Origin of the sequence: Methylobacterium sp. 092160098-2, from assembly GCF_028920805.1 — a bacterium.
Classification (GTDB): domain Bacteria; phylum Pseudomonadota; class Alphaproteobacteria; order Rhizobiales; family Beijerinckiaceae; genus Methylobacterium; species Methylobacterium fujisawaense.
On record NZ_JAQPZJ010000001.1, the window covers coordinates 968512 to 990534 of the forward strand.

Annotated in this window: 17 protein-coding genes and 2 tRNA genes; 7 read left to right on the forward strand and 12 right to left on the reverse strand. The window is 65.4% G+C overall.

Features of this window, described 5'->3' with window-relative positions:
• Positions 1-4 precede the first annotated feature (4 nt).
• Complete coding sequence (gene argC, locus PQI07_RS04490; RefSeq protein WP_274926139.1) at positions 5-979, reverse strand: N-acetyl-gamma-glutamyl-phosphate reductase; 975 nt, start codon at positions 977-979, stop codon at positions 5-7.
• A gap of 394 nt (positions 980-1373) precedes the next feature.
• On the opposite strand from argC, the gene PQI07_RS04495 reads away from it, so the two are divergent.
• From PQI07_RS04495 to PQI07_RS04510, 4 genes are all read left to right on the forward strand, one after another.
• Positions 1374-1877 carry a GNAT family N-acetyltransferase gene (locus PQI07_RS04495; RefSeq protein ID WP_274926140.1) on the forward strand — a complete coding sequence of 168 codons (504 nt, stop codon included), beginning with the start codon at positions 1374-1376 and terminating at the stop codon, positions 1875-1877.
• A gap of 214 nt (positions 1878-2091) precedes the next feature.
• Entirely contained in the window at positions 2092-2622 is a 531-nt protein-coding gene (locus PQI07_RS04500; RefSeq protein WP_075382276.1) for a GNAT family N-acetyltransferase, read from the forward strand.
• Positions 2623-3348: 726 nt separating this feature from the next.
• The gene (locus PQI07_RS04505) at positions 3349-4467 is read left to right on the forward strand and encodes a sensor histidine kinase (RefSeq protein ID WP_274926141.1); all 1119 of its coding nucleotides are present in this window, start codon (positions 3349-3351) and stop codon (positions 4465-4467) included.
• Entirely contained in the window at positions 4464-4931 is a 468-nt protein-coding gene (locus PQI07_RS04510) for a response regulator (protein ID WP_274926142.1), read from the forward strand. The genes PQI07_RS04505 and PQI07_RS04510 overlap by 4 nt, the downstream gene beginning before the upstream one ends.
• Before the next feature lie 190 nt (positions 4932-5121).
• Here PQI07_RS04510 and PQI07_RS04515 read toward each other — a convergent pair whose 3' ends face one another.
• Complete coding sequence (locus PQI07_RS04515) at positions 5122-6900, reverse strand: PAS domain S-box protein (RefSeq protein ID WP_274926143.1); 1779 nt, start codon at positions 6898-6900, stop codon at positions 5122-5124.
• 188 nt (positions 6901-7088) lie between these two features.
• Here PQI07_RS04515 and PQI07_RS04520 point away from each other — a divergent pair, with 188 nt between their 5' ends.
• Entirely contained in the window at positions 7089-7562 is a 474-nt protein-coding gene (locus PQI07_RS04520; RefSeq protein ID WP_274926144.1) for a VOC family protein, read from the forward strand.
• A gap of 1078 nt (positions 7563-8640) precedes the next feature.
• Here the strand turns inward: PQI07_RS04520 and PQI07_RS04525 are convergent.
• From PQI07_RS04525 to PQI07_RS04540, 4 genes are all read right to left on the reverse strand, one after another.
• Positions 8641-9042 carry a hypothetical protein gene (locus PQI07_RS04525; RefSeq protein ID WP_274926145.1) on the reverse strand — a complete coding sequence of 134 codons (402 nt, stop codon included), beginning with the start codon at positions 9040-9042 and terminating at the stop codon, positions 8641-8643.
• A 23-nt stretch (positions 9043-9065) separates the two neighbouring features.
• Positions 9066-9725, reverse strand: a complete 660-nt coding sequence (locus tag PQI07_RS04530; RefSeq protein WP_274926146.1) for an acyl-homoserine-lactone synthase — start codon at positions 9723-9725, stop codon at positions 9066-9068.
• Between the two features lie 89 nt (positions 9726-9814).
• Entirely contained in the window at positions 9815-10552 is a 738-nt protein-coding gene (locus tag PQI07_RS04535; protein ID WP_274926147.1) for a LuxR family transcriptional regulator, read from the reverse strand.
• A 605-nt stretch (positions 10553-11157) separates the two neighbouring features.
• Positions 11158-11247, reverse strand: a tRNA-Ser gene (locus PQI07_RS04540).
• A gap of 174 nt (positions 11248-11421) precedes the next feature.
• Between PQI07_RS04540 and PQI07_RS04545 the strand changes: the two genes are divergently transcribed.
• A tRNA-Gln gene (locus PQI07_RS04545) sits at positions 11422-11495 on the forward strand.
• A gap of 382 nt (positions 11496-11877) precedes the next feature.
• Here PQI07_RS04545 and PQI07_RS04550 read toward each other — a convergent pair.
• From PQI07_RS04550 to PQI07_RS04575, 6 genes are all read right to left on the reverse strand, one after another.
• Positions 11878-14751, reverse strand: a complete 2874-nt coding sequence (locus PQI07_RS04550) for a PAS domain-containing protein (RefSeq protein WP_274926148.1) — start codon at positions 14749-14751, stop codon at positions 11878-11880.
• A 767-nt stretch (positions 14752-15518) separates the two neighbouring features.
• Positions 15519-15770: a hypothetical protein gene (locus PQI07_RS04555; protein WP_051044591.1), complete on the reverse strand. Its 252-nt coding sequence runs from the start codon at positions 15768-15770 to the stop codon at positions 15519-15521.
• Positions 15771-16226: 456 nt separating this feature from the next.
• Complete coding sequence (locus PQI07_RS04560) at positions 16227-16949, reverse strand: ABC transporter ATP-binding protein (protein WP_043380492.1); 723 nt, start codon at positions 16947-16949, stop codon at positions 16227-16229.
• The gene (locus tag PQI07_RS04565; protein WP_051044590.1) at positions 16942-18990 is read right to left on the reverse strand and encodes a branched-chain amino acid ABC transporter ATP-binding protein/permease; all 2049 of its coding nucleotides are present in this window, start codon (positions 18988-18990) and stop codon (positions 16942-16944) included. Before PQI07_RS04565 ends, PQI07_RS04560 begins: the two co-directional genes overlap by 8 nt.
• A gap of 38 nt (positions 18991-19028) precedes the next feature.
• Entirely contained in the window at positions 19029-19901 is an 873-nt protein-coding gene (locus PQI07_RS04570) for a branched-chain amino acid ABC transporter permease (protein ID WP_043345455.1), read from the reverse strand.
• A 132-nt stretch (positions 19902-20033) separates the two neighbouring features.
• Positions 20034-21245, reverse strand: coding sequence for an ABC transporter substrate-binding protein (locus PQI07_RS04575; protein WP_274927684.1), 1212 nt, complete (start codon positions 21243-21245; stop codon positions 20034-20036).
• A gap of 453 nt (positions 21246-21698) precedes the next feature.
• Here PQI07_RS04575 and PQI07_RS04580 point away from each other — a divergent pair, with 453 nt between their 5' ends.
• A complete protein-coding gene (locus tag PQI07_RS04580) occupies positions 21699-22010 on the forward strand; it encodes a hypothetical protein (RefSeq protein ID WP_236952805.1) in 312 nt (103 codons plus the stop codon).
• The last annotated feature ends 13 nt before the right edge of the window (positions 22011-22023 follow it).

Genomic DNA, 22023 nt, shown 5'->3' on the forward strand with positions numbered 1-22023 from the left:
TTCATCATGGCCAAACCGGTGTGCCGTCGAGCCCCGTGGTCTCTGCCAGACCACAGACGAGGTTCGCGTTCTGCACCGCCTGACCGGCCGCGCCCTTGCCGAGGTTGTCGACGGCCCCCATCGCGATCACGAGGTCGCGCTCGGGGTCGGCCGCATAGCTGACGAACGCAAGGTTCGAACCCGTAGCCCACTTGGTCTGTGGTGGCCTGTCGGTCACGCGAACGAATGCCCGCCCAGCGTAGAACCGACGTGCCGCGTCCAGGCACGCGTCCGTGGTGGTGCGACCGCGACAGTAGATGGTGGCGAGGACGCCGCGGGTCATCGGCACCAAGTGCGGCGTGAACACGAGACCTGACGCATTGCCGCCACTCAGCCGTTCGATTGCCTCGGACATCTCGGGCATGTGGACGTGCCGGAGTAGACCGTAGGGCAAGAGGTTCTCGTTGCTCTCGGCGTAGCCGAACTTGCTGTCGCCGCCGCGACCGGCTCCAGAGATGCCGGTCTTGGCATCAATCACGATGTTGCCGGGTTCGATCAGCCCCTCGGCCAGCAACGGTGCGAGCGCGGTCAGCGTAGCGGCGGGAAAGCAGCCGGGGTTGGCGATACGGCGCTGATCCCTGATCTGGTCCGGCCAGACGTCGGCGAGGCCGTACACCCACCCATCGACGAAGCGATGATCGCCACCAATATCGACGACCTTCACGTCCTCCGGCACGCGCGCCAGCGCCTCGGCCGAGGCACCCGTGGGAAGCGAGGCGAACAGCACGTCGAGCTTCGGCAGCGTCGCGGGATCCCACCTCGCGATCACGAGATCAGCGAGCTTGCCCGGCACACCGGGAAACCGTTCCACTAGGCGGCTGCCCGCGCTGGCCTCGCCTGCGGCGTAGACGAGTTCGAACGACGGATGGCTCGCGATCAGGCGCATAGCCTCGCCGCCGCCGAAGCCACTGATCCCGACGATGCCGACGCGGATACTCATGATGGTGTCCTCCAAAGGGTTGGGAGCAGGGGTCTGGGCCAAAAGAAAACCCCCGGAGCCGGGGGGCTGCGGGGGTTCGGGATCGTGTGCCGGGACGGTTCCGGCGGGAGAGGCCTACGGAGAGGCCGTCATTCCGCGGAAGGAAACTGGTCAGCACGCAGCCGAGAAGCCGCCGCAAAAGTGCAGCGGCGTCGGCGTCGGTTGCAGAAGGTCCAGTTCCCGATCATGTCCTGACACCCTGTCGCCCACCGCATCCAACGTCAAGCAGAATGCCTGCCAAGCACCTTGTAAACGCCGTTTGACCGCTTTTGATAAATCCTGGCGTCGCTCCCGTCGCCCGGCGTGGGTCGGGAGCGGGCTGTAGACTGGGGCGGTTCAGAACGATGGGTGGGCCGTGGGTTTCCATATCCGCATTGCAGACGCCGATGATCTCGAACGGCTGAGGGTCATCTCAGCGCAGGCGCGAGAACGATACAGGGCACTTCCCGGGCTCGCTCACATCGCAGACGCACCGCCACTATCCCCAAACCGGTTCGAAGCTTGTCGAGTAGCGGCCGCCATTGACGATGCGAGGAAAGAGATCGTGGGCTTTGCCGCCATGCGAACGCTCGATGGCCCGCTCTATCTCGACAACATCTCGGTTGAACCTGGCTCGTCTGGGCGGGGGATTGGGAAGGCGCTGCTCGATGAGGTCCGCTCGCATGCTGCGAGCCTGAACGCACCGGCAGTGACGCTGACGACGTTCAGGGAGCCGGTCTGGAATGGACCGTGGTTCCGGCGCTATGGCTTCCAAACGATGCCGTTGGAGCGCATCGGGCAGGGGCTACGGGGGGTAATAGATCACCAAGCCCGGACCTTTGATCCAGCCACCCGGGAGACACTGTGGCGGCTGCTATAATGCCGCTTCATGCACCAAGCTGAAGCTGTCGGACGGCCGATGGGTGACCGCTTACGGGAAGACGCCGCGGCTATCTGAATGGCTGGGTTGGGTGGGTTCCTGCCTGTCTGCCTTGAGGCGGCGGATGCACCGAAGCGGACATGGCTATGGCGTCCTCACGCGGCCTACGGCAGGATTGTCTCTGTCTCCCTGCCCTTCAGCGCAAACCCTATCGATGATCAGCGCCACCTTCCAATCGGCGGATAGAGCGGATGCAGCCGCCATTGCCTCGCTTCATGCAAAGAGTTGGCAGGACGCCTATCGCTCCATACTAGATCCGAATTTTCTTGCTGGGCCAATCGAAGCTGATCGTCTCACACTTTGGTCCGACAGACTCGCCGATCCAGCACCGTCTTTGATCGTACAGACCGCCCGAGGCTCAGCCCATCAACTGATTGGTTTCATCGCAGCCTTTCGCGATCACGATCCGCGTTGGGGTAGCTGGGTAGATAATCTGCACGTTGCCCCAGAAATGCGAGGCCAAAAGATTGGGGAACGCCTGCTCCGCTCCATGGCGCAAAATCTTGCCTCTCAGGGCACGGATAATGGACTGTACCTATGGGTGTTTGAGGCCAATCAAGCAGGGCTGCGGTTTTACCAAAGGCTTGGCGGTAAAGTGGTAGAGCACGACACCTCGCGGATCCCCGCGGCGAGCGGGAAGACCATCTTGCGAGTTCATTGGCCTACCCTGTCAGCCTTGGCTTGAAATCAGCGACAGGTAGCATCGTAGCCAACCCATTCGAGCGACCACGAACGGCCGCTATTGAGGGCCCCAAATACCGTTCATTTCGACTGGTTTGGGTCGGTATCGGAAGTGCTGCTTAGGGTGGGGAGCGGAAGTCAGCTACTCGCCTAGGGGCGGACGTTCCGCATCCGACCCAAACCAGACGCCGCGACAATCCCAACTAAGTGCCCATAGCGGACCCGCTGCAATGCGGTCGGGTCTGCTGGAGGGAAGGTACAGATCAGTAGCCGTAGGAATGAACCTCTTACGGCGATGGCTCATCCTTGTTCCGCGCTTTTGCGTGGGCACGCAACGCCGCCAGGACGTCCATTTCGCGACACAGGACCTGCTCGGTTTCGTCAGTATCCTGTCCGTGTAGGATCCTATCCATCAGCAGGGCGGTGTGAGCCCCCGCCCGGGCCTCCGCGGCGATGATGGCGACACGAAGACTCAATCGTTGGGTTTTGGAAATCATTACACGCAATGACGGTCTGGAGGCCGGGTCGGGCCGGCACATAGACGACCGACTGCCAACATCCAAGCCTCGCGTAAAGCCACTGTGTTTGGGGTATGGAACAACCCTCCCGTCAGCGCATTGGCAGGCTCGGCCTTGTGGCGCCTGCCGCAACGCGGCATGCGAGATGCACGATCCCGACGGTTCGTTGGGCCCCGTCCTTTTTGACAACCTCGCTGTGAAGGGTCGTATCAGTGCCGCATACTCGGCAGCCGCTGCAATCTGTTCCCGCCGCCAATACACCTCTCGTGAGTCTCAGGCCCGGCGCCGGCCAACTATTCGAGACCGAGCGGCGCCTCAATGCCGTGCTTAACAACGCCTCGGTCTCTATCTTCCTGATGGATGACCGGCAGCACTGCATCTACATGAACCGCGCCGCCGAGCAGCTGACCGGCTGGACGCTTGACGAGGTTCTGGAGCGCGACTGCCCGCTGCACGACATCGTGCACCACACCTACCCGGACGGCCGGCCGTTCCCGCTGGCGGAATGCGCGATCGATCGCGCCTTCCCGGAGAACAACCAGGAGCGTGGCGAGGAGGTTTTCGTCCACAAGGACGGGCATTTTTATCCGGTCGGCTTCACGGCCAGCCCGATCCGGGACGACGCGGCCAACATCATCGGCACGATCATCGAGGTCCGCGACATCAGCGAGGAAAAGGCCGCGGCCGAGCGCCAACGCCTGCTGATCAACGAGCTGAATCACCGGGTGAAAAACACCCTGGCCACGGTCCAATCGATCGCCGCGCAGACGTTCCGCGGCCAGACCGACCAAGCCGCGCGGGCTGTGTTCGACGCCCGCATGGCTGCGCTGTCGACCGCCCATAACGTGCTCGTCGAGGACAACTGGGAGAGTGCCAGCTTGCGCAGCGTGGTTGAGCGCGCGCTTGCACCGCACCTTCTGGCAGAGGTCGACGTTAACCGCTTCGTGCTAAACGGACCGGATGCACGCCTGCACCCCAAGGTCGCTGTAACTCTGGCCATGGCGCTGCACGAGCTGATGACCAACGCCGCCAAATACGGGGCTCTGTCGGTCCCTGAGGGGCGGGTCGCGGTGACGTGGTCCCTGCAGGCCTTGGACGATGGCCGCGAGCAGCTTGATCTCGCATGGGAAGAGCGCGGCGGCCCGCCGGTCACTCCGCCAACACGCAGAGGCTTCGGCTCCCGGCTTATCGAGCGGCAGCTTCCGATGGAGTTCGACGGCAACGCGGCTATCACATACGCGCCGAGCGGTGTCGTCTGCCGGCTGGAGATCCCATTGACCCAGCTCGGCTGGGTCGGCCAGGAGACACTGGAAGGGCACCCTGCCCGATGAGTTTGCTGGAAGGGCGCCGCGTTCTGCTGGTCGAGGACGAGAGCCTCGTGGCCATGCTCGCGGAGGACATGCTGCTCGACCTTGGCTGTGAGGTCGTGGTGGCCATGCGCCTCGACAAGGCCGTGGATCATGTCCGCACCGGGAAGTTCGACTTGGCCGTGCTGGACGTCAACCTGGGCGACGCCCGCAGCTATCCGGTAGCCGACCTGCTGTTAGAGCGCTGCACGCCGTTCCTGTTCGCGACCGGCTACGGCACGCAGGGATTGGAAGAAGCGTATCGGTCAGCCCCGGTGCTTCAGAAGCCTTATCAAGCGGCGCCGCTGGCGCATCTGCTAACACAGCTCCTCACTTGCGAAGCGCCGATGTGGGGCCGCGACGACGAGAAAGCCGCGGCGTGCGCCTGCCACCGGCCGAAAGGGGAACCCTCCGGAGCGGAGCCTTTCCAGGCCGACCCTGTCCGCTGACGACCCATGCCAGCCACTTCGACCGCCATCGGGGAATTCCAAAAGCAGACGTTCGATGAGCGTCTCATAGGTCTGCATCGCATCGCTTGGCAGATCAGCGAGATGAAAGCGGTGCGAAGTTCTTGAATTTCGCACCGATCGGCTGCCGCCGCCCATACCTGGCGCAGAGAAGGCACCAAGCGCTCGCTTCTCAGCCCCGTAGTTGTAGACCTGTCAGTGGCACACGCAGCGTGCAGCTGACGCCCTCAGTCGGGTAGCTGATGACGACATGGCTGCCGCCCATGCCGCGTTCGATGAGGCGAGAGCCAAACCCCTTACGCTTTGGCGGCACAACCGGCGGCCCGGCCCGTTCCTGCCAATCTATCCGAAACTCAGTGGCCTCGCCCTCACCGACAAGACCCCACCGGACATCGACCTCACCCGTGGCGTTAGAGAGCGCCCCATACTTGGTCGCGTTGGTCGCCAGCTCGTGCAGAACCAGCCCAAGCATCAGCGCCGCGCTCGGCCCGATAAACAAAGTCGGCCCAGACACATGGAAGCGCGTCGCGGTATCCTCGTGCAAAGCGAGTGCGCCTATCACGAGGTCCCGCACGTTAGCGCTTTCAGAGTGTCCGAGCAGCAACACGTCATGGGCTTTGCCAAGCACGATCAGGCGGGCCGCAAGGGCTTCTTGTGCTGCCGACAGGCTCGATGCGTTACGCAGCGTCTGCGTGGCGATCGACTGCACCATGGCGAGGGTGTTTTTGAGCCGGTGGCTCAGCTCGCGGTTGAGCAAGTCCTGTGACGCTTCGGCCGCCTTCCGGTCGGTGATGTCACTGACGGCGACCACCGCGCCGATCGTCGCGCCCGCTTCGTCGTCAATCGCCTCGCCGGAAATCATGATCCAGCACCGCGAGCCATCGGGCCTTTGGTATAGCGCTTCCATGGCGGCTCGCTTGCATTCTCCGCCGGTGATCCGCGCAAGTGGGTACTCGTGTCCGTCAACCTGGCGACCATCCTCATGGAAGGCGACAAACGCGCCATAGGCGTCGCTGGAGGAGGCATAGAGCGTGTCGTGGCCGAGAATTTCGGCGAGGCGCTGATTGCCCATCAGAATGCGACCGGAGGGCGCTTCAGCAAACATGATACCGACCGGCACGGTTTCCATGATCGACTTCAGCCTTGCCTCACCCATGGCGCGGGCGGCATCGACTTGCTTGCGGGCGGTGATATCGATGGCGACACCGGGATAGCGCAGCGGTTTTCCATCGGCATCAAGGAAGCACCGGCCCCGTGCGTGGACCCAAATCAGCGTCCCGTCCGGGCGAAGCAGGCGGTAGTCCTCGCTGAACTCACCTCCGGTATCGAGGGCTTGCTGGATGCGATCGCCGACCCATTCCCGATCGTCCGGGTGGATGCCGTTGACGAAGGCGGCGAGCGGCGCACCCTTGGCGGCCTCCACCGGGTCTACGCCGTACATCTTCGCGAATTGCTCCCCGGCGTAAATCCGGTTGGCCGGGATGTCCCAATCCCACCAACCCAGGCTGCCAGATGCGGCGAACGCAAAGCTCAGCCGTTCCTGTGACGTCCGCAGCGCTTCGCGGGTAGCCCGCATCTCCATGTTGAGCTGGCGCTCGCGCAATACCGTCGTGACCTGCCGGGCCAGGCGTCGCAGCCCGTCCGCCTGCCTAGCGGTCAGCCCCCCGGGCCGGGGCTCATGGTCGATCACGCACAGGCTGCCCAGCACTTGGCCGTTCGGGTGGTGTATCGGCGCTCCGGTATAGAAGCGGATGAACGGCTCACCGGTTACCAACGGGTTGTCCTGTGTGCGCGGATCTGCGGTCAGGTCCGGGATGCTCAGCAGGTCCGGGGCGGACAGCGCATAGGCGCAGACGGAAGCGTTGAGCGCCGTCTCGCAAAGGGGGAAGACCCACCGAAACTGGACTCGCTGGCGAGCGGCGCAGTAAGGCGCGCTCCCCTGTGACTGCAAACGACCCTTTGCCGAAGCGGGGAGCGTCCTCTTACCGGCAGATCAATGAGCCCGAAACTACGACCGGAACGGGTGGGGTGCTGCCAATCCGCGTCCAAATGGCAAATGCATCGAAGCGGACATAGCCGGGGACCGGCCACGACCCGTTGCAGACGGTTGGGCCCCCCTTTGCCGGCAGGACGTCCCGCATGACGGAACACACGAGCATCCACGTGCGTCGCGCTGATCATGTTGGCTTCGCGGTCGCCTTTCTCGACGAGGCCCTTCGTTTCTGGGTCGATGGGCTCGGCGCGCAGCTTGTGCGGACGGGCGAGATGGGGGGCGAATTCCTTGGTCAGGTGACGGGAGCGCACGGAGCGAAGGTGCGCATGGCGATCGTTGCGCTAGCGGATCAGACGATCGAGCTTTTGGAGTATCAAGGTCCGGACCGACCAAGTGTGCCAGCCAAGCCTTTCGACCCGGGCTTCGCGCATCTGGCTCTTGTGGTCGATGACATCGACGCGCTTCTGGTGCGGATCGCCGCCTACGGCTGGAAGGCGCAAGGCATTCCGCAGACGATCGCGAGCGGTGCGCGGGCTGGAACGCGGGTGATCTACGCTGTTGGCCCTGACGGCGCGACGATCGAGTTCATGCAGACGCCAGCCTCCGTTCAGGATCTCTGATGCCGCCGGGCGGGGGACCGCTTGCCATCCCGATCCAAAGTCGACAGGGGCCCGGCGAACGACCGCTTCGGAGAAGCCTTGATGGCACTTCGAACGATTGGGTTGGGTCGCGAGCCGAAGGGCTGCTAGGGGTGGATTTCGGTCGGTTAGCTTCCCGGCGATAATATTGAAAAGCAGACATCGCAGCTGCGCGGTTCAAGGCAGGGGCGATCGTCCGCAACGATTGGTGTTATCGGGGACGGCCCCGGCCCCGAAGCCTGGGCCTGACCATACGGACCGATTCTTTCAGCCGGGGCAGCCATAGTGATACTGGCGGGGATCTCTGTTTTCGAGGTCGGCAGGCACACGATCGGGCTGGGCAAAAACGCCGACGACGACACCTTAAAGATCGTCTATCCGGGTGCCCTTCGATGGAGAGGCGGTCAACGTCTAGCCCGGCCCTATCCATGAGGTGACCACAAGGCAATGGAGCAAGCCGCGCGAAGCTGCCTTGCGGACTCCGGCCATACGCTGCGGCGGCTCGACACCTAGTCCGAACGAAAGTCGGAATGCGAAAGCGCCGCGACGTGCAGCCGCGAGACGATTGCGCACAGCTGAGCTATGAGACGGCAACGATAATCACCTGCGCTGATGCCGAAGCCTCCTTTCTCGCCTCTTCTCGAAGAACCGGCTCGGCTTGACGCCCTCGCTGCCAGCAGCCTCGTCGACACGCCGCCGGAGGCCGAGTTTGACGACATCGCCCAACTGGCCTCGTTGGTCTGCGACACGCCCGTAGCGTTGGTCAGCCTCGTTGCGAGCGACCGGCAATGGTTCAAGGCGCGGGTCGGCTTGCCGATTGCCAAGCCAGCGACCTTCAGGTGCGCTTGCGCGCGAGCGGCGTGCACTACCCACTCCGGGCCAGGAAGCCCGGCGCGCTCGGCGGTCGATGCCTCGGACGTATAAGCGGCCGGAACGCGCGGGCTGATTTCCAGGCGCGGGCGGGCGCCTCGAGGTGATGGGGCCGTCAGCATAGGACTGGGCCATCGTGGCGGCCCGATCAGGGATAGCCTCATCTACCGTTGGACGGGGCACGACAAACCTATCGCCGTCCGGCGATCGGTAGATCATGTATCATGACGAGGGCGATTCGGAGCGCTTGCCGGAAGGACTCGTCGGTCAAGGCCGGGGCCGCTTGTCCGTCGGCGATTGACAGCATCGACGAGCCGATCCGCGCGAAGCGAGCCATCACGGCGTTAACCCGTGCCTCGATTGTCAGGTCGGCGTCAACCTCGTGGTCCAGGGCTCCCAGGCGGTTGAGCGCTGCGTTGACCGTCTCCGCGAGCTCAATGAACTCTTGACCGATATCCTCAAGGACCGTCGCTAACTGGAGTGGCAGGTGGGGCGACGCACACAGCTCGTCCACGAGCGCGGCGTAAAGGGGGAGCGTCGCCTCGCGATAGGTCCGGAAGAACAGGACGCTTCGCGCAGCCGCGGATGGCATTGTCATCTCCTCTGGCTGGAAACTCACTGGAGGACCGGCACCGGCACGTCGGTCGCAGCCGCGCACATAGAGCCGCGCGGGACGTGTAGGCGTGCCCCCGGCCAAGCCGCAAAAGCCGCCTGCGCGATCTGGAGCGTCTGGTCGGTCAGGCGCGCGTAAACCGGCACCAAAGAGCTGCCCTCATATTTCACCGGAAGAGCAAGCGGCTCGGCATCCCAACCCGTCTCCGTGAGGCGTTCAATGAGGGCGGGATGCAACTGAACAAGGAGGCCTTCGAGATCGAGCGCCTCAGCTGCGTAGGCCACGGCGCCGGAAACCACGTTCGAAAAGGCTGTCGCCATGGCCGATTCCCGCATCCGGAGTGCGACCGCGTGGCGTGTCCATTCGTAGATCCGCCGTCCCGTCGGTGCCGGGCGGCCCTGCAGGATTTCGGGATAGAGATGCGAGAGCAGGTGCGGCCGGGTGGTCGGCAGGAGGCGAGCGTAAGCCAAAATCTCCGCGCCCTTCTCGCCGAGGACGTGAAAGCTGTACGGCCCGTCGAATCGGTCGCGCTCGCGGCAATCGGCCTGTCGACAGCCCTCCCATCGGAGATGTTCGACGAAGTACGCATGACGAAAGGCATAGATCCGATTCGCCATCTGCGGATCAGTCGTATCGACATCACCAGATAAAAGCGTGAACATTTTTCGCCTCCTTGAAGATGACCACCGAGATCTTCAAGGGCAGCCGCACGGTCTAGCCGTAAAAATGCGGAGTGCCGCAGGTTACAACATCAGTCTATGATTCCGCGGCGCAGAGCCTCCGCTACGCTCTGAACGCGACTAACCGCGCCCAGCTTGCGCGCGGCACTGATGAGATACTGCTCGACGGTCCGCCTGGAGAGCGACAGGATCACCGAGATCTCCCACGCCGTCTTGCCAACCGCGGACCACTTCAGGCACTCAACCTCGCGACTTGTCAGGTGCGCTGCTGCAGGGGGCTCGTCATCTGCGCTGACCGCCCGGCTCAGGATCGCCCGCGCCGCCGAGAGGGCGTAGATGCCGATTAGGTGCAGCGCGGCGCGCTCGTCGTTTGAGGGCGCGAGCCGTTGCCCGCCGAAGCTGAGGCCCGACTCACCGCCCCCGGCATGATGAAGCGGTACGCAGAAGCCTTCGACCAAGCCGAAGGCCCGCGCCTCCTCAAGCACGATCTGACCGTCGCGACCGCCAGGCGTAACGAGCGCCTCGCGCCAGAGGAAAGGATCGACGCTGCGCCGGATGTGCCGGATGACCGGGTCGACCTGAACGAATCGCTCGGCCTGATAGCGTCGCTCCCACTCAGCGGGCCAACCTGAAAGGGTCGCGCAATCGAGAAGATTCTGTGTCGGCGACCTTGGAAGCCGTCCCATAAAGAAGGTGTCGTAGCCGAAAATGCGCCCACTTAATTTCAGCTCTAGAAGGATATCTTCCAGACAATTGGCGCTACGGAGCTTCGCAACGACCTCGAATGCGGATTGCGGAAAGCATTTCATCGAAGACGATACCCGATCGGGAAAGCCTCCGCTCAGACGATGAAGTATCGCTAAGATTTATTTCTCGACCGCAGCGTCAGCTAGACAACTGCAGGACTGCCTTCCGGTACGCATTTAGTCTACACAAAGACCTGGACCGGCCCGCATTGGAGATGCGGCGGATTCGCAAGACATGGAGTGCAGGCACCCTTTGCCCAGCCAAATACGCCAACAATGAGCGGACCGATGAGTATGCCGACTCTCAACGGACTCGATTTATAAAATTCTGAGACATTCTTGGACGCCGGCGCCCAAACTCCAGAGGATCAGGACCCAGAGCATGAGGCTAACGGCGAGGGCTGCCACGCGAAGCACGAGCGGAGGCCGGGCAGGCTGGAAGCGTTGACGCCGACCAAGACCAGTGGCGTGCTCGGCGAGCCAAGCATCGAACTGCTCCTGAGGAGTGGCTTTCGAATCGCACGCCATGACCTCAGCGCTACGCCGGTCAATTCGATCCGTCCATCTGCTTGATGGACCCAAAGCCACCGCTTTCCGCTCCACTGGTGGGGCAAATGGTGGGGCAACTCATACGTGAAGCTGAAAAAGCCTTACGCTTCAACGAACCCTGGCGGAAGGGGTGGGATTCGAACCCACGGTGGAGTTGCCCCCACGGCGGTTTTCAAGACCGCTGCCTTAAACCACTCGGCCACCCTTCCGGACGGGTCTGCGGCGTTACGGTTACGGCCGCGGCGGAGGCTGCGTCAACAGGAGAACAACCGGTTGACCTTCCGAAGCATTCCGCCTATCTCACCGCCCACGCCCGGCGCCGCTCGATACGGAACGGGTTTCGCCCAGCCCCATCCGGTAGGGATGCGCTCGGCTGAAGGCTTTGGGGGATAGTTTAACGGTAGAACGGTGGACTCTGACTCCTCTAGTCCTGGTTCGAATCCAGGTCCCCCAGCCACCTGTCACCGCTCCGTAGTTTCCGCTAATGGTCAGATCGCCGGTCCCGGCCGCGCAAAAGCCTTGCGCTCTGAGGCGCGGAGGCCCGTTAGAACGAGTAGTTCCGACCAAGTTTCGGCGTGACACCGCGATGCCCCTCGGCCGCAGCCCGCACGGCTGCGAGACCTACGCCGACCCGAAGCGATGCCCTGCATCTACCCCGCACCTCTCCTGTCGGCGCAGAGTGACCCCGTTGCGTTGAGCGGCGGCCCCGGCCGGGAAGATGATCGTCGGCGCTTGGCCTCCGCTTTACGGATTCAGTGGGGCCCACCTGCGAGCGACCAACCCGCGTCGGATCGACGGTCCGCCGCGATACCGCGCGTACTCCCTGACCGCGTCTGCCGTCAGGCGGCCGGGGCCGTGAGCTTGGACCGCACGCCGAGGACTTGGTGCAGGATGCGCCCGAGTTGCTCGGCCGAATAGGGTTTGTGCAGCAACGCGAATCCGTGGTCGCTTTCCTGGGCGAGCACGTGGCTGTACCCCGACGTGAGGACCACCGGCAGATCCGGCCACCGCTGCTGCAGCTCACGCGCCAGCGCGACGCCGCCCATGCCCGGCATGACCACGTCGGAGAAGATCAGATCGAACCCGTCACCGTCGCGACCCAGCCGGTCCAACGCTTCCTCGGCATTGCCGGCCCATGCCGTCCGGTAGCCCAGATCCTCCAGGATCTGGGTCGCGAACTGGCCGACTCCGATATTGTCCTCGACGACCAGGATGCGTTGACCCGAGCCCAGCGGGGCCAGCCCCATTTCCTGGATGCGCTCACCGGACGACAGATCGGACGCAGCCACCTCGGGTAGATAGAGCGTGAATGTGGTGCCCCGGCCGACGACGCTCCGGACATCCACGTCGCCGCCCGACTGCTTGGCGAAACCGAAGACTTGGCTCAACCCGAGACCCGTGCCTCGACCAACCTCCTTCGTGGTGAAGAAGGGCTCGAAGATCCGCTCGATCCGGTCCGGCAAAATGCCGGTCCCCGTGTCGGTCAGGGAGACCGCCACGAACGGCTTCTCGCACCCTGCATGGCCGCGAACAGCCGGCAGCGCCGCCCCCCCGGTGACCCGGAGGATGAGCGTGCCTTCACCGTCCATGGCATCGCGGGCGTTGACGGCCATGTTGACCAGGGCCGTTTCGAACTGGCTCACATCCGCCCGTACATGACAGGCGGTGTCCGGCACCTCGATCAGAACCTGCACGCGTGCGCCGGTCAGCGTGTCGAGCATGTCGGCGATCGCACTCACCCGCTGCCCGGCGCTGAACACCTCCGGCTTCAGCGCTTGACGGCGCGCGAAGGCGAGGAGCTGGCCGGTCAGCTTGGCGGCCCGGTCGACCGTCTCGGAGACCGCGTCGAGGTAGCGGCGCTTGCGGACCTCCGGCAGATCGGGCCGACGCAAAAAATCGACGGATGAGCGGATGATGGTCAGAAGGTTGTTGAAGTCGTGCGCCACTCCGCCCGTAAGCTGGCCGACCGCCTCCAGCTTCTGGGATTGGCGCAGGGCTTCCTGGGCCAGGACCAGCTCGGCCTGATCGCGTAACCGCTTTGTCACGTCCATGACGAACTGATAGCAGCCCGTGCGCTCGCCATCCGCACCGCGCAGGGTGCGGAAACTGATCTCATAGGCGGGGCGGACGCGTCCGGGATCGCCGAACTCCTGGACGAGGGTGATCTCCTCGCCGGCCAGCCCGCGTCCCCAACCCGCTTTGACCTGCGCCTGGTGTTCAGGCTGATCGGCCAGAAGGTCGAGCATGTTGTCGCCGACCTTCGGCCGTACGCCATAGATGCGCTCGAACTCGTCCGCATTCGCCTTGTTGATGGCCAGGATGTTGTAGTTGAGATCCGACGCCATCACCATGATGTCGGTTCTTTCGACGATCGTGGCCAATAGATTGCGCTCGGCCGTGCGCTCCGAGACCTGAAGTTCGAGCGTCTCGTTGAGAAGCTGTAGGCGGCGCTCGCTTTCGGCCAGCCGTTGCTCCGCCTCCCGGCGATGGCTGAGATCCGCCGTGACGACCAGCAGGTTCTTGAACCTGCCCTGCCCATCGTCGAGACGTCTGACGCTGCTGCTCGCCCAGATGGACGTGCCGTCGGGACGACAGTAGAGCTTGTCGAGGGCGGAACTCTGCCCGGTCTCGAACGCCTGCGCGATCGTCGCCAAGCTCTGCGGGATATAGGCCGGATCGGTCACATCCGCGACGCCGATCGAGAGAACCTCGTCTGCAGACCGTCCGAGAATGCGGCACATCTCCGTGTTGACCCGACGATAGCGGCCGCTCGCATCCACCTCGGACAGGCCGACGGACGCAGCCGAGAAGATCGCCGCCAAACGCTCCTCGCTCTCGCGCAGCGCCACTTCGGCACGGGCCCGCTCGGTGGCAGCCTTGACGCGCTCGCCGACCTCCCGGATCAGGTTGCCTTCCGCGGGCGTCCAGGCGCGCGGGGTCGCGCTCTGCACCGCGAGCAGGCCGACCCATTCGTCACCCCGAAACAGAACGACATCGACGAAGGCGCCGACCTGGCGTGACCGTAAGCCCGCCCGGGCTTCGACAGTGAACCGGGGATCCGAGGGCACGTCGTCGACCGCGACGACCACGCCGTCGCGGTAGGCTGCCAGCAGGTCCGGGCCGAACGCCGCCAGCGAGTGCTCGCCGATGATCGAGCCGACGCCGTGGACGTACTCGCGTTCGACCGTCATCAGGCTGCCGGCGATCTCGGCGTAGAATACGCGGCTCGCACCGACCCGCTCGCCCAGACGCCGGGCGGCCACTTCGACGATGTCGGTGGGCGTGTTCAGCGGCCGAAGCGCGTCGCTCAGATCCAGCAGGAACGATTGTCGCTCCTCGTTCTCGCGGAGCGTCGCATCCGCCTCCTGCCGCTCCCCCTCGACGAACCGTTGGTCCGCGATCTCAGTGCAGGTGCCGTACAGGCCATCCACGCGCCCGGCCGGATCGCGGATGGGCACGTAGGACAACGAGAACCGGCCCCCGTCGGGCGACCTCACGACGTGTTCGAACGCGGCCGTGTCAACGGAGCGACCGGAGCAGGCCTCGTCCACGAAGGATCCAAGCTCGGCGCCGAGGTCGTGCCAGACCTGGAGATAGTCGCGACCGAGCGCGGACGGATGCGTGGCACCGAGAAGCCCGACAAAGGAATCGTTGTAGAGGAGCCTGCGCTCGGGCCCCCAGATGACGAAGGTCGGCTGCCTCGAACCGAGCATGACGCCTGTCAGCGTCGTCAAGGATGGCGGCCAGGTCGCGGGATCACCGAGCGGTGAGGCGTCCCAGTCGTGCGCGCGCATGAGCGCGCCCATCGCGCCACCGTCCATCAGGCAGGCTGGGATGCACATCGTCACGTTCGAACTTCTGTGCATCACGGCGTGGCGCTGTTTCACGGGGCCTCAGGGATTGACCGAGCGGACTGCTTCCGCGGTTGAGCCTGAACGATCGCGCGTATGCGCCGCCATGACGGCGCGCCGAACGACCCTTCAGTTGCCGCCCTGAGAGAAGGCAGGCCCGTTCACCGTGTTGGCCGTGACACGCGACAGGCTCGTGCATCCAACACCCTAGAGCGGTCTCATGGCGAGCCGAGGTTGTCAAAGCCATGGACGGCTGACCGGCGGCGCAATCGCCAACCTTTGAGAGTCGTCGCGCGCCGGAGATCTGGCGATGCCGTTCGGCGTGGTGCGCCCGCTCCATCTCCCGATCCTGCCGCCCCCGCCAGGTCGCGGGCGCCAGCGAAGATCGTCCTTCCCGATGCGCCAGCGGAACGCCGCCATGCGTGACCGAGCCGCTCCGACCGGCGATTCCACAATCCTGGGGATCGGCCGAGCTTCAGACCTCTGCGCGAGGACGCGGATGCCGGTTCGGCACGAGGTTCCCGGCGGCATCGGGATGACCCTTCTCATCCCTGCAGGCCACGCCCGCCTGGTCAGGGCGGCCTCGGAGGCCTCATCGGCTGGGTCGAACCAGGCCGCGCCGTCTCGCCTCAGCGCGCCCGGCGCCGCGGCTCGGGGTCGTGACAATGCATCTTCGGCGGTGCCGTCGCACAATCGATGGAACAGGTCTGATCGCGCCGGCAGATCCATTGCAAGGCCCCCGTCTTCATACAGGAGCCGGAGCAATGACGGTGCGGGCCATCCATCGGTTCGACGAAGGTGGCCGGCGCGTCCGGCGACCCCGCACTCGGCTGCACGGAGCCGGCAAAGGCGAATGCCGGAAGGATCAGGAGGGCCGACACGCGACGTCTCATCAGACCGCCCTCCCCGATCGGCAGCCACCCTCGGCTGCCGGAGCCCCACGATAGGGCGACACAGGAGGTTACCGGCGTTCGGAGATCGCGAATGCAGGGATCATCAATGACAAGTCATTTCATCCGGCTCCGCGCAGGGGCAGCCACGATGCATCTCCTGGCCGGCAATGCTTGATTCGTGCTCGCGTCGGCCGGCGAGAGCCGGAACGGCGGGACCCTCCGGCGGTACATGCGTCCGATTCAACACAGCGAGGCGTGGCCGGGCTGCTGGAGCACGGATGTCGTCGTTGGGCAGGCTCCGCATAGCCCTGTGCAGGACACGCCGGCCTTCACGAGGGCGACGCTCGCAGGACGCGACGGTCCAGATTGACGGCATCGCGCCCCGCCCGAAGCGTCAGCCCCCGGAGCGGATCGGTCTCCGCGACCGGGGGTCTCGCGGCGGCCTCAGTGGCTGCCGCCGAGATAGGCCGCCCGGACGGCCGGATCGTTGCGCATTTGCTGCGCCGGGCCCTGGAAGCGGATCCGACCGTTCTCGAGCACATAGGCGTGGTCGGCGACGCCGAGCGCCGCCATGGCGAACTGCTCGACGAGCAACATGGTGACCTGCTCGGCCTTGAGCAGGCGGATGATCCGGAACACCTCCTCCACGAGCTTCGGGGCGAGGCCCATCGAGGGCTCGTCCAAGAGGAGGATCTCGGGCCGCAGCATCAGGGCCCGGCCCATCGCGAGCATCTGCTGCTCGCCGCCCGAGAGGGTGCCGGCAAGCTGCGTGCGCCGCTCCTTCAGACGGGGAAACATCTCGAAGGCGCGCTCGCGGTCGGCCGCGACGTCGCCCTTCGGCCGCGCCCCCGTCAACCGGGGAAACGCGCCCAGGGTCAGGTTGTCCTCCACCGAGAGCGTCGGGAAGACGCGGCGCCCCTCCGGCGAGTGCGCGAGGCCGAACCGGGCGACGTCGTGGCTTTCGAGGCCGCCGATCTCGCGCCCGTTGAGGCGGATCGAACCCGCCCGCGGGCGGATCATGCCCGACAGGGCGCGCATCGTGGTGGTCTTGCCGGCGCCGTTCGAGCCGATCAGCGCCACGACCTGCCCCTTCGGGACCGCGAAATCGAGGCCGTGCAGCACCTCGACCTGGCCGTAGCCGGCCGACAGACCCGTGACCTCAAGCATGGGTCAACTCCTCGTCGGCGACCGGGCTGCCGAGATATGCCTCGATCACCTTCGGGTCCGCCTGGACCTCGCGGGCGCTGCCCTCGGCAATCTTGTGGCCGAAATCGAGGACGCTGACGCGGTCGCACAGGCCCATGACCACGTCCATGTGGTGTTCGATGAGGATCACCGTGATGCCGGCGTCTCGGATCTTGCGGATGATCGCCGTCAGCTCGGCGATGTCGGGGGCGGTGAGGCCGGCGGCGGGCTCGTCGAGGAGGAGCAGGACAGGATCGAGGGCGAGCGCGCGACCGATCTCGAGGAGGCGCTGCTTGCCGTAGGGCAGGTTGCGGGCCTCCACCTGCGCCAGGGCGCCCAGGCCGACGAAGTCGAGGATCGCCATGGCGCGGGCGCGCTGCTCGCGCTCTTCCCGACGGCGGCGCGGCGTGCCGAGGATCGCGTCAAACAGGGTGCCGCGGAACCTGTGGTGGAGCCCGACCAGCACGTTCTCCAGCGCCGTCATCTCCCGGAAGAGCTGCACGTTCTGGAAGGTGCGCGCCACGCCGGCCGCCGCGATCTCGGAGGGCGTGCGCCCGTCGAGGCGCTTCGAGCCTTGGCCGCGGGCCAGGGTCACGCTGCCGCCGGTCGGCCGGTAGATACCGGTCAGCACGTTCATCATCGTGCTCTTGCCGGAACCGTTCGGTCCGATCAGGCCGTGGATCGTGCCGGGCCGGACCGTGAGGTCGACGCCGGCGAGGGCCTTGAGGCCGCCGAACTGCATCAGGGCCTGCTCGACGGTGAGCAGCGGGTCGGCACCCCGGCCGCCGCTCTGGACGCTGAGCGCCGCCCCCTCGGCGTGGAGGCTCTTGCCCTCGGCGGTGTGGGCCGGCCGGAGCGCCGGGATCTTCTCTCGGACGAAGCCGACGATCCCGTCCGGCAGGTAGTACACCACGAACAGGATCATCAGACCGAAGACCGTCAGGCGGAAGTCGGTCACGGATTCGAGCGCCAGGGTCGCCGGGAAGAAGGCGAGGCAGAGCCCGACCGGCACCAGCAGGGCGAAGCGGTCCTCCCGGCGCCGGAGGAAAGCGAGGACGCCCACGATCAAGGCGGCAAGGGCGATGAGCCCCGCCATGATCCGCACCAGCTCGATATCGGCCAGCACGTTGGGCATCATCACGACGATCGCGGCCCCGATGATCGGCCCCGCCCGGGATTTGCGCCCGCCCATCGTGACGGCAAGCAGGAACAGCACGGTCAGCTCGAAGCCGTAGGAGTTCGGAGCCACGTAGCGCTCCGACCACGCGAACAGCGCACCGGCGAGACCGGCAAGGGCTGCCGAGATCACGAAGGCATAGACCTTGTAGCGGTAGACGCTGACGCCCATGCAGTCGCAGGCGATCGGCGAGTCCCGCAGCGCCTCGAAGGCGCGGCCGTAGGGAGAGCGCACCACCCGGTTGACGACCAGGATTGTGGCCAGCAGCGCGACGCAGACGAGGTAGTAGAATTCGAGCTTGCGCCCGGCTGCACCCCACGGGGCCTGGAGGCCGAGGAGCGAGAAGTCGAGGACGCGGGCCGGCGGCAGGGTGATGCCGAGGGGGCCGTTGGTCAGGGGCGTCAGCTCGTTGATGAAGATCTGAATGATGGTGCCGAAGGCCAGCGTCACCATGGCGAGGTAGGGACCGGTGACCCGCAGCGCCGGGACGGCGAGCAGCACGCCGAAGGCCGAGGTCACGCCGATCCCGGCCAGGATGCCCCACCACACGCCGAGCTTGAAGTGCAGGAACAGCACCGCGGCCGCGTAGGCGCCGACCCCGAACAGGCCGGCATGCCCGAGACTGACTTGTCCGGTATAGCCGACCACGATGTCGAGCCCGAGAATCAGGATCGCGTAGATGGCGATCACCACCACGAGGTGGATGTAATACGAACTCGTCACCACGTGCGGGAAGGCGGCGAGACAGACCACCAGCAGCACGGCGCCGAGGGCGCCCACGTGGCGGGACAGGCTCGGCGCGGCGGTCGGGACGGGCGCGTCGGCGGGGGCGAGGGTCTGCGCCATGGCTCAGGCTGCCGGGAGAGATGCGCGGGCGGTCACGGTCAGACCTTCTTGATGACCGCCTTGCCGAACAGGCCGACGGGGCGAATGGAGAGGACGACGAGGAGCAGGATCAGGCCCGGCACATCCTTGTAGCCGGTCGAGATGTAGAAGCCGGTCAGCGTCTCCGCGACACCGAGGATCAGGCCGCCGACGATGACGCCGAGGCCGGATTCGAGGCCGCCGATGATCGCCACCGCGAAGGCCTTCAGCGCCAGCACGGAGCCCATCGTGGCCCCGGTCAGCGTCACGGGCGCCACGAGCACGCCCGCGAAGGCCGCCGTCATGGCGCTGATCGAATAGGACAGGGTGATCACCTTCTGGGTGTTGATGCCCATCAGACCGGCGGCGTCGATGTCGTTGGAGGTGGCGACGACCGCCTTCCCCCAGATCGACTTGCGATTGAAGATCTCGACCGCGAGCATCATCAGCAGCGCCCCCGCGACGATCAGCAGTTCCATCGGCAGGATGCGGACGCCGCCCACTTCGAGGGCAGTCTCGGGGAGTGGCGAGGGAAATTTCAGGTCGTCGCGGCCCCAGACATTCTCGGCGACGTTCTTGAAGATGATGCCGAGGGCGATGGTCGCCATGATCCATCCGTATTCGGACTTGATCTTCACGGCCGGGCGCACGCCCAGGCGCTCGACCACGGCCCCGAGGGCGAAGCCGAAGACGAGGACCAGGGGGATCATCAGCCAGTAGCCGACGAAGGGCACCAGGGTCAGGCCGAACAGGGCCCCGAGCGCCAGCGCCTCGCCCTGGCCGAAATTGAGCGTCTTCGAGGTCGCGAAGGTGAGCTGATAGCCGAACGCGATGGCGGCGTAGATCATGCCGACCGCGACGCCTGAGGCGATGAGCTGAAGCAGGATGGCCATGGATGCGTTGTCACCGGAGGGTCGTCCGGCCGCGCGGCGCGCGCCGCGGGACCGATATGCGACGTGCCGGCAGGCTGGAGTGCCGCCGGACTCTGGGGCACCCGCGCCCGGGTGGGCGCGGGCGTCGGGACCTCAGTTCGAGGACTTCTCCTTGACGCGGACGACACCGGCGTTCTTGGCGTCCTCATCCTTGGCGTAGACGATCTTGCCGTCCTGCACCTTCCCGAACACGACCATGTTGCGCGAGATGGCGTTGTGGTCCTTGGCGGTGAAGGGCTTGTCGTAAGTGGTGACGACGCCCTCGACCTTCTCGTTCAGGTTCTCAAGGGCGGTGCGGATCTTCGCGCCGTCGGTGCTGCCCGCCTGCTTGATCGCCGCGGCGAGGAGGTAGATCGAATCGTAGCCCTGGGCGCCGGCCACGGGGGTCGGGATCTTCGTGACGCCGTAGGTCTTGTAGTAGTTCTCAAGGAAAGCCTTGCGCTTCGGCAGCGTCTGGTCCTCGATGAACGTCTGGGGCATGACCACGCCGTTGCCGTTCGCGCCGGCGATGTCGATGAAGCTCTGCATCGAGGACGGCCAGCTGGTGATCATCGGCACCTTCCAGCCGAGCTTGGCCATGCCGTTGGCGATCTGGGCCAGCTCCGGCCCGATCCCGTAGGCGAGGATCACCTCGGCGCCGGCCTGCTGCGCCTTGAGCAGCTGGGCCGTCATATCGACGTCCTTGATGTTGAACTTCTCGACCGCGACCGGCTTCACGCCCTTCGTGCCGAGATACTTCTCGATATCCTCACGGCCGAGCTGGCCGTAATTGGTCGAGTCTGCGAGGATCGCGATCTTCTTATGGCCCTGCGCGAGGGCCTCATCGACCATCAGGCCCGCCTGCAGCACGTCGTAGGCCGAGTTCCGGAAGACGTAGTTCGAGTCGTAATCCGGCTCTTTGAACTGATTGGTGATGATCGTCCCGGTGGCAACGTTGTTGAACACCGGGATTTCGGCTTCTTGGTAAAAGCGTTGGGCCGCGAGCGCGACGCCGGTGTTGATGAACCCGACCGTCGCGACCACCTTCTCCTTATTGATCAGCTCTTGCGCGACTTGCGCACCGACCTCGTTCTTGGCCTCGTCGTCGCGCTCGACGAGTTGGATCGGCCGACCGAGGACACCGCCGGCCTTGTTGATTTCGGCAGCGGCGAGCTTGGCGCCGTCGCGCATTGAGACGCCCATCGAAGACGATCCCCCGGTATAGGGACCGCTCAGCCCGATCTTGATCGGATCCGCAGCCCATGCGGGGGCCGACAACATCGATAAGAACAGCACCGCAGCTGCTGCGCGACTTGCGAAGACCATCGTTCCCTCTCCAAGCTCCCGCTCGCGCGGCATGCCCTTCACCGTGGCACTCTGCCGACGACGTCTCATTGAGTCAGGTCGGGCCGTCAAGCTGATGCTCTGATGAATCCAGAACGAATAATAAAGATTGTACCGATCTCTCCGCAGGATGAGCAACACAGGAGAAGAATCCAGCCCTGCCGACCGGGCGAGCGGATTAAAGGGCGACCGGACTCGTAGTGCGCCGACATCCGGCACGGCGCGCTCTGCGGCGTCCGCAGGGCCTCGAGCCCAGCGCCGTCAGGGCGGATGCGGCGCGGTCTCATCGGGGCGCGCCCCTCCCGGTCGTCGCCGATGCACAGGGCGTCCAGCGCCGTATGGGACCCGCGCATTGACGCGCCGCAGTCCGGCCGCATAGATCGCCCCATGCGCCGGCGGCAGCCTCGAACGGGTAGAGGGCGCGCGATCATTGGCTTGGTCGCGCTCTACGCGCTGCTGCTTCAAGCCTTTCTGGGGCTCGCCACACCGAGCCGCGCCCTGGACGGTCCGGGCGAGGTGCTCTGCGCCGGGCATTCGTCGGGCGAGCCGGCGAGCAAGAGTGTGCATGTCCATGCGTGCTGCACGGTCGTGCAGGCCGGGACGCTGACGCTGCCCCCCATCGATCCGGAGGCGGCGGCCTGGCCCTCCGCGCCGACCTCGCTGTGTGCGTGGCGCCCGGAAGCCGAGATCCCGACGACGGGACCTCCGGCCTATAACGGAACCGCGCGAGGTCCGCCCGCGGCCTGACGATCCCGATCCC

Coding starts and splice junctions, on each gene's coding strand:
- PQI07_RS04525 (WP_274926145.1), bottom strand. CDS start 9,042: ATGCCATCCGCGGCTGCGCGAAGCGTCCTGTTCTTCCGGACCTATCGC.
- PQI07_RS04550 (WP_274926148.1), bottom strand. CDS start 14,751: ATGCTCGGTTCGAGGCAGCCGACCTTCGTCATCTGGGGGCCCGAGCGC.
- PQI07_RS04570 (WP_043345455.1), bottom strand. CDS start 19,901: ATGGCCATCCTGCTTCAGCTCATCGCCTCAGGCGTCGCGGTCGGCATG.
- PQI07_RS04530 (WP_274926146.1), bottom strand. CDS start 9,725: ATGTTCACGCTTTTATCTGGTGATGTCGATACGACTGATCCGCAGATG.
- PQI07_RS04510 (WP_274926142.1), top strand. CDS start 4,464: ATGAGTTTGCTGGAAGGGCGCCGCGTTCTGCTGGTCGAGGACGAGAGC.
- argC (WP_274926139.1), bottom strand. CDS start 979: ATGAGTATCCGCGTCGGCATCGTCGGGATCAGTGGCTTCGGCGGCGGC.
- PQI07_RS04535 (WP_274926147.1), bottom strand. CDS start 10,552: ATGAAATGCTTTCCGCAATCCGCATTCGAGGTCGTTGCGAAGCTCCGT.
- PQI07_RS04500 (WP_075382276.1), top strand. CDS start 2,092: ATGATCAGCGCCACCTTCCAATCGGCGGATAGAGCGGATGCAGCCGCC.
- PQI07_RS04575 (WP_274927684.1), bottom strand. CDS start 21,245: ATGGTCTTCGCAAGTCGCGCAGCAGCTGCGGTGCTGTTCTTATCGATG.
- PQI07_RS04520 (WP_274926144.1), top strand. CDS start 7,089: ATGACGGAACACACGAGCATCCACGTGCGTCGCGCTGATCATGTTGGC.
- PQI07_RS04560 (WP_043380492.1), bottom strand. CDS start 16,949: ATGCTTGAGGTCACGGGTCTGTCGGCCGGCTACGGCCAGGTCGAGGTG.
- PQI07_RS04565 (WP_051044590.1), bottom strand. CDS start 18,990: ATGGCGCAGACCCTCGCCCCCGCCGACGCGCCCGTCCCGACCGCCGCG.